Source organism: Microcystis sp. M079S1, assembly GCF_020246425.1.
Taxonomy (GTDB): Bacteria; Cyanobacteriota; Cyanobacteriia; order Cyanobacteriales; family Microcystaceae; genus Microcystis; species Microcystis aeruginosa.
In genome coordinates, this window is record NZ_JADBSZ010000061.1 from 1 (window position 1) to 9,837 (window position 9,837).

Consider the following 9,837-nt stretch of genomic DNA (forward strand, 5'->3'; position numbering starts at 1 on the left):
TCAGGTGGTCAACTACCTAATTTTCAGGGAAAAAGTCCCGGAATTTTCCCCCTGATCACTCCCATATCCGGTACTTTTTGATTGACAAAAGGTCTAAAAGTCTTACCCAACAAGGTTTTTAGATTTATTCAGCAAACCCTATTTAACTTTGACAAAAGGAAACTTATTTTGGAACCCTAAGTTATCAAGTCCCAGGGTTAATAAAAGTAATGCTGCCATAATTGCGATCGTGATCAGTATCCCCGCTTGGGGTTCCGGAGAGGAAAATAGTTTCCAGAATAAAACAACGTTATTGATAAAAATAGCGAAAAATACTAATATAGAATGCCAATCTATACTATCCTGCTTCGCATTTTTTTGCTCACTTTTCTCGTCAGAATTAACTCTCTTTTCCTTACTAGAATTAGCTTTCAAAGTTAGAATCAGCAAGAAAGTTGTCAAGACTAAGACAGCTAAAAAAACTACAGATGCTTGCTCGGAATATAACTTAAACGCTAACAAAAGGTTAATCACCCAAATAAATACAAACACAAAATTTTGTTTTGCAGACATAACATAAAACCCACAAGAGTTGACTATTACTTTGGCTGGATTATAGCGAATTTACATATACAGGATATATCTTCCGCCAAAAATCCCCCTCTTTGGGGAGAAGGGGAAAAGCCAACCCAAGATTAACCCTGCACCATCACCGAGGCAGCCGCAGCCACACCGGCGCCAGGGGTGACACCTTCGACACCTAACTCGATTAAAGTCGCTTCAATGGCAGCGATAACCGTGAGGATATCCCTCTCACTAGCAAAACCTAAATGACCGATACGGAAGATTTTACCCTTGAGGTGATCCTGACCACCAGCCACAGCGATGTCGAACTTTTTATTGAGAGTCGAACGAATTTTTTCCGCATCCACCAGAGTGGGGGCCACCGCAGTAATCGCCGTGGAAGCCCAAGAATCCGCCGCGTAGAGGGGCAAATCCAGGGCGCGCATACCGGCCCGCGTCATCTTCGTTAAGCGTTGGTGACGGGCGAAAATTGCCGCTAATCCCTCCCTTCTCATCATTTGCAGAGAAGCTTGTAAACCGTACATCAGGTTAACTGGAGGGGTAAAGGGGGAACTATCCTCATCGGTGGCTTTTTTGTATTTGCCCAAATCTAGATAAAAACGGGGCAGTTTGGCGGTTTCGTAGGCTTTCCAAGCTTTTTGACTTACGGAAACAAAACCTAAACCGGGAGGAATCATATAACCTTTCTGGGAACCAGAACCGACCACATCTAAACCCCATTCATCGATGGGAATATGATAAGCTCCTAAACTGGTGACGGCATCGACGATAATTAAAGCTTCCCCGTGGTCTTTTACCGCTTTGTTAATGCTTTCCAAGTCATTGAGAACCCCGGTGGAAGTTTCCGAATGGGTGATAATTACCGCTTTGATGGCTTTTTCCTTGTCTTCGGTCAGTTTAGCGGTAAATGCCTCTGGATCTAGGGGTTTACCCCATTCTGCCTTAATGACATCCACATTTAAGCCGTATGCTTTCGCCACTTTCCCCCAACGTTCCCCAAATTTACCATTATCCCCCACCAAAACTCGATCGCCGGGGCTGAGAAAATTAATAATTCCCGCTTCCATGGCACCGGTTCCCGAAGCAGTTAGCATTAAAACATCGCCACTGGTTTGATGCAACCATTTAAGATTTTCGGTTAATTCGGCGATTACCTTGCTAAAAGCACCCGTCCGATGACCTATAGGTGCTTTAGCCATAGCCAATAACACCGCTTCCGGCACTGGTGTCGGGCCGGGAATCATCAACATATTTTTATTTTCCATGGTTCGTCCTCTCTCGTTGGGCCATATTCAAAAAGATAAAAAACCAAATCTCGATCGCATCAATTCTGAGGGGATGATTTAAGATTCGGCAAACTCTGATTATATCCCGGCAGATAGCCTTGTCAGGAGTCAGTATTCAGGAGTCGGGAATCAGGATTCAGGAGATAGGGTGATAGGGTTTTGGGGTGATAGGGTGATGAGACAGCTTCCCCAATTCCCCACTTCCCCACTTCCCCACTTCCCCACTTCCTAACTCCTATTCCCGATTTTCAAAGAGTTTCTGGATACCGACGGCAGCATCGGGCAGTTTTACCAAAGATTCGCCAATTAGAACCGCATTTGCTCCCGCTTGCTTCACTTTCGCCAGATCTGCAGCTGTGTGTAATCCCGATTCGCTGACGATCAGAATACCTTTTTCTCGCACCTGTTCGCCCCTGGCTTCTAGTAATTGGCGAGTATTATCTAAATCGACTGTAAATGTCTCTAAATTGCGGTTATTAATGCCGATTAGTTCGATTCCCTCAATGGCTAACACTCGATCGAATTCAGCCAGACTATGCACCTCTACCAAAGCTGTCATCCCTAAACCCTTGACAATTTTGACAAAATATGCTAGGTCTTGATCGCTTAAAATAGCGGCAATTAAAAGGACAGCATCGGCTCCTTTAGAGCGAGCGTAGTAGATTTGATAGGGATAAAGGATAAATTCCTTGCATAGTAGGGGTAAAGATACCGCTTGCCGGACGAGGCTAAGATTTTCGTAACTACCTTGAAAAAATTTACTATCGGTTAAAACCGATAAACAAGTGGCCCCACCCTGTTCATAGGTACGGGCGATCGCTACAGGATCAAAATCTTCCCGGATAACTCCCTTGCTAGGGGAAGCTTTTTTCACTTCGGCAATCAAAGCGGGTTGGGTTTTACCCTGTTTTAAGGCGGCTAAAAAGTCGCAAGGTGGCGCAGTATTGGCTATTTTTTGGCGTAATTCCAATAAAGGCAACCGTTCGCGCAATTTATCGACTTCTATCTCCTTATGCCAAACGATTTCTTCTAAAATATTTTGCGGTTGTGCCTCCGGCACTTTCACCACATAACTCAAACTCTCAACTTTGACGGCAGGATTGGGGTGTTTTCTTCGGATCTGCATTTTTTCACTGTCCAGAGCGTGAACAGTGATTAGTTTAACAGTGATTAGTTATCAGTAATTGAAATAGAGACGCAGTCAACCACGTCTCTACAGATATTTAGGGTTTGCTGAAAAAGCTTTTCGGTGGTGGCAGGGTGTGGGGTGTGGGGTGTGGGGTTTTATCGATTTTCAGGTGGTCAACTACCTAATTTTCAGGGAAAAAGTCCAGGAATTTTCCCCCCGATCCCCGCAATGGCTGGCACTTTTTGAGGGGAAAAAAGTCCAAAAGTCTTATCCAACAAGGTTTTTAGATTTATTCAGCAGACCCTATTTATCTAGACTTGTGTGGATATTCCCAGTCTTCACCAATCTCCTCAAGGCTATTGCATAGCTTCGATCGAACGTTCTAAAATCTTATCTTGGAGTTTTTCGTCTTCTTGACGATTTTCAGTTAATAAAACCCGCGCTTTTGCAGTTCCTGCCTCCCCTTCCCCTAAAAGCTCCTCTGTACGAGTTAAGACATTTTCTGCGAGCATTCCTTCTGCTTGTCGTTCTTGGGTTAAATTAAGACGTGCTTTTTCTTCAATATTCATAAATTTATCCTTGCCACAGGTGCGATCAACTTCTACCTTTAGTCTGACACAAATTTAGTATTCCGTATCATTAACTACAGAAAAATTTAGAATCTTACTGGCAAAACTGAGATTTAGGTATTTGTTCTCATTCCTTAAATGGACAGGGATCGATCGACCTCAAGCTATACAATAAAACCTATGGAACAATTCCCCAGCGTAATCAAGCTTGTATATCGGGCGAATAATTATCGATTACCCAAACCAACAGATTTCTTGACAGTATCCGACTCTATCGTAATATCCTATTTGCAGAGCTTATGACCAAAGGTAATTTAAACGATCTCATCCGTACAGAAGCTAATAAAGAGGTAGAATCCCAACCCTCTCCTTCTCCCAAACGTCCGAAGGAAACTAACGCCACCTTACAGGCAAAAATTAACGACTTGACGGCAGAATTAGAAAAAACCGAGAAAAATCAGCAAACTCTCCAAGAAAAAGTTATTTCTCTGGAAGAAGAACTTAAAGAACATCTGGAACTCTCTGTCAGTTTACAGCAGTTACAACAACAGACCGAGCAGTTAGAATCTGTCCTCTCGGAAAAAACTACTTTGGTGGCACAATTATCGAGTCAATTAAGTAAGACAGAAACAGAACTGACGGAGAAAAAACAGTTAATTGAAAAATTATCGAGTCAATTAAGTAAGACAGAAACAGAACTGACGGAGAAAAAACAGTTAATTGAAAAATTATCGAGTCAATTAAGTAAGACAGAAACAGAACTGACGGAGAAAAAACAGTTAATTGAAAAATTATATAATCAAATTAAAACCCTAGAAAATAGTCCCACCCCCACCCCTGAATCGTCAGCAATTACCAAACTATTGCCTAAGAAACCCAGTCTTTATAACTTTGAAATGGCCACTTTAGCCCGTTATATTGCCCCCAATCCTACCCCCACAGAGTTAACGGATTCCGATATCGGTTGGTTCGATTAATTATGGCTAGTAAAAATCAAGAACAACAACATCCACAGGAAAGACTCGATCGCCCGATTGTTGATCAGCTGCTGCAATCAGAACCCAATGATTTAAACTTAGCTGAATGCGCTCGTTTACGCATACGTTATCAAAACTTTCCGGGGGCAAGAGAAATCCAAAGAGATTTAGATTTAATCCTAGAAAAATGGCAGTTAGATGAAGCCAGTTTATGGGCAAAAACTCGACAACTGCACAGTCACGGACAAGTGTATCAAATTCGCCAAAGCGAGGAGCAACAGGATTGGAGTTAAATTGCAGCAGTTATCTTAGAGGATGTTTGAAAAGTCAGGAGACCACTAGGGGTAGTGTAGAGATCTAGATATTTCTCCGGTCCTGAAGATGACAACATAAAAGCCTATCCGGTCGACCTGACACGAGCGCAAGCCGAATTACTCCTCCCTCTCATTCCACCGGCCAAAGAAGGGGGTCGCCCCCGAAGTGTAGATATGCTCGGTGTCATCAACGCCCTATTTTACGCCCTCTGTACGGGATGCGCGTGGCGGTGGTTGCCCCATGACTACCCGCCTTACGGGACAGTACATCTGAACTTTCCCCATACATATCTACTACAATAGCCGAAAACCTTTATCCATCAATGGATACACCCATTAACTTTTCTTAATGTACCCATGTAATTTGTAACATTTATTAATGGAAAAGAATTCTCTCGATTTGCTAGAATGATAGCCATGTATATAGAAAAAGTTCCTAACCGTAATTCCCCTCCCGCTGTTCTTCGACCAGATTCCTATCGAGAAGGAGATCAAGTCAAAAAAAGAACCCTTGCCAACCTCTCAAAATTACCCGATGATATTATCGACAATCTAAAACTAGCTCTTAAAGGGGCAAAAGTTTCAATGACTGAAGGCATTCCCGATCATTTTGAAGTGATTAGAAGTCTTCCTCATGGTCATGTGATGGCTATTTTAGAGACGATTAAAAAATTAGGTTTAGATAGAATAATCAGTGAAAAATCCTCTCGAATCAGAAACTTAGTGGTGGCGATGATTGTGGCAAGAATTATCATCTCTCAGTCACGAAACCATCTATCAAATGATCTATCAGAACTATCGAGACTGTGGAGAGTATCAAGAATACCTACGCGGCTGGACGAGGAAAAAGAAAGAGTCGAAGCGGAGCGAAAAGTAAGCGTGGAGCGATTCTGGGGCGTGTAGGAATCGAAAACCGACCAGCAATCGCTGACCAGAAAACCGAAATCGGTCATTGGGAAAGTGACACGATGATTGGAGTCAATCATCTAGGAGTTCTCGTTACATATATGGACAAAGCCTCGAAATTTTTAGTAGCAGGATTGGCCAAGAACAAAACCGCATCGGAAATCAACCCTTGTCACCGAAAAACTTTTCCAAGAGATTCCCCCTGACAAAAGAAAAACCGACCCTTGTGACAACGGCAAAGAATTTTGTGGACATCAAGAGTTGAGTCAGAAACTAGGAGCAGATTTTTATTTTGCTACTCCTTATCATTCTTGGGAGAGGGGATTAAACGAGCATACTAATGGACTATTAAGACAATTTTTTCCCCAAGGGAACGAATTTTAAAATCCTTAAGCCAGAGGAGGTAGAAAGAGCCGTAAACTTAATTAACAATCGTCCTCGAAAATGTCTTGACTATCGTACCCCGAATGAGGTATTCTATGAAGATAGATGAGGCAGTGATGCAATTCAGACTTGAATCGGCCTTCTATTATCCTGATGAGAAACCTCTATTTTCTCTTGCCAGGTACTACTTCTCCCTTTGGTGGGGGTGGACTGTGGGCAGAAATGAAAACTGTCAATTTGGCTAGTCAAATTTGTACCGCCCAGATTGTGACTTATCGTCAAAAAGAGTTAAATTATCCTTTTTTAGAGGATATACTCGCGAAAATAAGCTCGGATGACAGTATTTTTGTGGTTAGCTGGGGTTTTGATGTTCCTAAACTGGTGCAAAGATTGCGATCGCATAATATCATTTATCATGCCCATAGTACAGGTTACGGCTTCCGTTTACCCTCCCAAATACCAATTATCGCCGTTAGCCGTAATACTATGGGTTATTGGGGAGAAAAGGCTCCTAATGCTTTAATTTACTATCTTCCTAATCAAATTGGCTCAGAATTTCTCAATTTAGGCTTAGAAAGAGATATCGATGTCCTAGTACAGGGGCGCAAATCCTCAAAGTATCTTCTCAATCGTCTAGTTCCCGCCCTCCGTCCCCACTGTTGCGTTAAGGTTTTAGATAGCTATGTGGAAGATTTAGTGGGATTATTCAATCGCAGTCGAGTTTATCTCTACGATTCGGCTGAATATTGGGCTGTAAACGGTTTAACGGAGGGTTTTGGCTTACCGCCCCTGGAAGCTTTAGCCTGTGGTTGTACGGTATTTTCTAGCGTTAATAGTGCCTTAGCCGATTATCTCGATCCCGGTTTCAATTGTCAAAAAATCGGGGCTTATTCCACTCAATACGATCTGGGACGTATTCTTAATTATGCCCGTAATTTTCCCGTTAATTCTTTACCTGCTAATTTTCTCGATGATTATCATCCCGAAAAATTACTACCACGTTTTGAAACAATTTTAAGAGAAATTAATGATTTCTTTGATATTAAAAAACGCTATCCGGCTGATATAGAAGGTTTAGAACCCCTGCGACTTAAAAAATTATGGGTGCAGAGTTCCCTAGCTAAACTTAAGAAAAAACTGTTTAAGTAGCAGTGATCTTTCCTTAATTATTCGCCAATTCAAAAATGAAATGCATCAGCCTTAAGATTGACAGAGAAAGACCGATCGGCTATGATCCTTTCCAGACATCTCATATCAGTTAAGTAGTCGGACATAAATTCTGTTGTCTATCTTAAGAAATGTAAATTGCCGCAATTCTTACTGACGACCGACTCCTGACTCCTGACTCCTGACTCCTGACTCCTTACCCTACAGTTAACTTTACTTTTGTCCAACTACTTATCATTTATCAGTGAACAGGAATATCGGCAGAAAAAAGCTGACGACCGACTCCCCAAAAGGAAAACTTTGTACTTCACCATTAAGACAACTGCTATATAATTATTTCTCACTCTTACCCCCAGGATATTTATGAAGCGAGGAATTTACATTACCGCTAACGATCGAGTTATCGATCAGGCGATCGCATTAATGAATAGTATTCGTTTGTACGATCCCGATTCTCCCGTCATCTTGATTCCCTACGACAATAATTATCAAAAAATTGCCGATTTATTGGCAGAAAAATATGGCGTTATTCTCTATCCCGATCTGCAATTAGTGGAAGAATTAGCACAGAAAATCTATGATATTTTTGGAGAAAAATTCTTTGCTCGTCCCAATCAATTTCGCAAGCAGGTGTGTTGGTTTGGAGAATTAGATCAATTTCTTTATATCGATACTGATATCGTAGTTTTTGAAAAAATAATAGATAATCTAAATTTCCTCGATACCTACGATTTTCTCTGCTGTGATTACCAACACAAAAAAGGGATTACTAACGTCTTTAATCCGATTGTTTTAGAACAAGGAATCTTCACAGAAAAAGAGCTAACTGGAATGTTTAACGGTGGTTTTTGGGCTAGTAAAAAGAATCTGTTCTCAGAACAGGAATTATATAGTGCTTTTCAAGAATGTGCCGCTCATCCAGAATATTTTGATTTTTCTCAAAAAACCTCCGATCAACCGATTATTAATTATACCATTCTCAAACGAGTTCCCAATCGATTTAATATTGTCTGCGCCCCGGGTTGTCAAGCGGGAAATTGGGGGGGAAGTTCTCATTTTCAACGTCAGGGGAATATCTTAATCGATCCGAGATTAAATCAGCCCTTAAAATATTTACATTGGGCAGGAATTCGTATTGAACCGGGATGTCCCTACTGGGATATCTGGAAATATTATCGTTATCTAGATGATCCTAATCCCCCCGCAGATCCGCCAGCAAGCAAACCAAAAAATCGGTTTCAGAGATTATTAGATAAAATCCAAGGACACCTCGAATAAAAGATTTTGTTAACAAAGTGTTGGTCGAGGAAATCTCCTCGATATACAGTGGTAAAGGGCAGGGTAATCGCATGTTGATAGAGTTCTCAAATTCCGAGGAGTTAGGTCTAAAATTCGATGGCCAACTCAGGCTTTGACCTGCACAAGGCTCCAGAATCTCTGGTTTTGCCAGTCATTATGGCCTAACAAACCCCGAACTGACCTTATCTACTCAGTTCCTTAAATTGCCAAAACTCCTCATCAACTACAGGATTAACATCTACCTCCTCTCTCTGTCAAAGGCACTGGCGGCTAAGATTTTCACCATGAAATCATTGTTCATGCTTGCCGTAAGCGCGTTTCATCGACCGGCTCTTCTTGGAAGGCTCTCGCTTTAGCAAATTTACACTGAGGCGGCGCAACAGACCTAGGTTTTCCGCCCCATAGCCCAGACAAATCCGACTGGCATCTTCCTTAAAAGTGACATCAAGTAACCAGTGTAGGCTATTTTCGATACTCCAATGTCCGCGAATTACACTGGCGTGTTTTTGGGCCTCCTCTGCCAAACTACTGAGGAAGAAGCGAACTTCCGTGGTGACTTTATTCCACAAGCGGCGGACACTGCGAACCATGACCACAGTGGTTAAGCCAGGCCACAGACTCTGCCGATGCAGGGGAGGTAATTGAGACACTGGCACTACCCAAATTTGACGGGTTTAGAGCCGGTGATGCCCCGACTCCACCTTTTCTTGGTAGCTGTATTCAATCCCTTGCCAATCCCCGGCTATAGCTTGGTCAAACCAGTCTTCTACTTGTGGAAAGAGCTTGCCCTGATTGCCTTTGAGGGCTAAGACGTAATCTCCTCCCCCGGACTTGATTTGTTGGGCAATTTCAGTCTGGGTTCCCATGGCATCCAAGGTGACTATCGCTCCCTTGAGATTGAGCAATTGCAGCAGGAGCGGCACGGCGGTAATTTCATTGGATTTACTATCGACTTTTTCTTGGGCTAAGACTAACCCATGTTCGCTACTCCAAGCGCTTACTCCCGTATTTCTCACAAAAAGTGCGATCACCAACCCCAGAAGCTTTACAGAATGAGGGTTTGAACAGAGCGCTCGCCTCGAAGTACAAACGACAGTGTGTTGGTGGTGATTCGGTAGTAGTGATGGCGGCTTAATCCTTTGCTTTGCTGTGCATTGTAGTCATGGATAAAATACCAAAGGGCTCCCCAACGTGATTCTCCATTTTTTTAGAGAAAGATAGACTCTCTCTCACCAGCCGAGA

At 42.4% G+C, this 9,837-nt stretch carries 10 protein-coding genes and 3 pseudogenes; 8 read left to right on the forward strand and 5 right to left on the reverse strand.

The window, feature by feature from the left end; translation table 11 throughout:
• Positions 1 to 138: 138 nt before the first annotated feature.
• From IM456_RS03635 to trpC, 3 genes are all read right to left on the reverse strand, one after another.
• Complete coding sequence (locus IM456_RS03635) at positions 139 to 552, reverse strand: hypothetical protein (protein ID WP_149985785.1); 414 nt, start codon at positions 550 to 552, stop codon at positions 139 to 141.
• Between the two features lie 122 nt (positions 553 to 674).
• Positions 675 to 1,829 (reverse strand): pyridoxal-phosphate-dependent aminotransferase family protein, encoded by a 1,155-nt coding sequence (locus IM456_RS03640; protein WP_079209944.1) that lies wholly within the window; start codon positions 1,827 to 1,829, stop codon positions 675 to 677.
• A 256-nt stretch (positions 1,830 to 2,085) separates the two neighbouring features.
• Positions 2,086 to 2,976 carry an indole-3-glycerol phosphate synthase TrpC gene (trpC, locus tag IM456_RS03645; RefSeq protein ID WP_149985786.1) on the reverse strand — a complete coding sequence of 297 codons (891 nt, stop codon included), beginning with the start codon at positions 2,974 to 2,976 and terminating at the stop codon, positions 2,086 to 2,088.
• A 136-nt stretch (positions 2,977 to 3,112) separates the two neighbouring features.
• Between trpC and IM456_RS03650 the strand changes: the two genes are divergently transcribed.
• Complete coding sequence (locus IM456_RS03650; protein WP_253881048.1) at positions 3,113 to 3,346, forward strand: hypothetical protein; 234 nt, start codon at positions 3,113 to 3,115, stop codon at positions 3,344 to 3,346.
• On the opposite strand, the gene IM456_RS03655 is transcribed toward IM456_RS03650, so the two are convergent.
• On the reverse strand, positions 3,336 to 3,548 hold the full coding sequence (locus IM456_RS03655) for a hypothetical protein (RefSeq protein ID WP_149985787.1): 213 nt from the start codon (positions 3,546 to 3,548) through the stop codon (positions 3,336 to 3,338). The genes IM456_RS03650 and IM456_RS03655 overlap by 11 nt on opposite strands.
• Before the next feature lie 299 nt (positions 3,549 to 3,847).
• Between IM456_RS03655 and IM456_RS03660 the strand changes: the two genes are divergently transcribed.
• The 7 genes and pseudogenes from IM456_RS03660 (at position 3,848) to IM456_RS03685 (ending at position 8,574) form a co-directional block, all read left to right on the forward strand.
• Positions 3,848 to 4,525: a coiled-coil domain-containing protein gene (locus IM456_RS03660; RefSeq protein WP_149985788.1), complete on the forward strand. Its 678-nt coding sequence runs from the start codon at positions 3,848 to 3,850 to the stop codon at positions 4,523 to 4,525.
• Positions 4,526 to 4,527: 2 nt separating this feature from the next.
• A complete protein-coding gene (locus tag IM456_RS03665) occupies positions 4,528 to 4,818 on the forward strand; it encodes a DUF3288 family protein (RefSeq protein WP_046662919.1) in 291 nt (96 codons plus the stop codon).
• A 117-nt stretch (positions 4,819 to 4,935) separates the two neighbouring features.
• Entirely contained in the window at positions 4,936 to 5,142 is a 207-nt protein-coding gene (locus IM456_RS03670) for a transposase (protein WP_374756710.1), read from the forward strand.
• A 114-nt stretch (positions 5,143 to 5,256) separates the two neighbouring features.
• Positions 5,257 to 5,607: pseudogene (locus IM456_RS23210) on the forward strand (IS1634 family transposase N-terminal domain-related protein); the annotation flags it as partial.
• Positions 5,594 to 6,238, forward strand: a pseudogene (locus IM456_RS03675) (IS30 family transposase); the annotation flags it as partial. The pseudogenes IM456_RS23210 and IM456_RS03675, both read left to right, overlap by 14 nt.
• Before the next feature lie 44 nt (positions 6,239 to 6,282).
• Positions 6,283 to 7,278, forward strand: a complete 996-nt coding sequence (locus IM456_RS03680) for a glycosyltransferase (protein ID WP_149985789.1) — start codon at positions 6,283 to 6,285, stop codon at positions 7,276 to 7,278.
• 381 nt (positions 7,279 to 7,659) lie between these two features.
• Positions 7,660 to 8,574 (forward strand): Npun_R2821/Npun_R2822 family protein, encoded by a 915-nt coding sequence (locus IM456_RS03685; RefSeq protein ID WP_149985790.1) that lies wholly within the window; start codon positions 7,660 to 7,662, stop codon positions 8,572 to 8,574.
• A 311-nt stretch (positions 8,575 to 8,885) separates the two neighbouring features.
• Here the strand turns inward: IM456_RS03685 and IM456_RS03690 are convergent.
• Positions 8,886 to 9,626 (reverse strand): annotated as a pseudogene (locus IM456_RS03690) (ISAs1 family transposase).
• Positions 9,627 to 9,837: the final 211 nt, after the last annotated feature.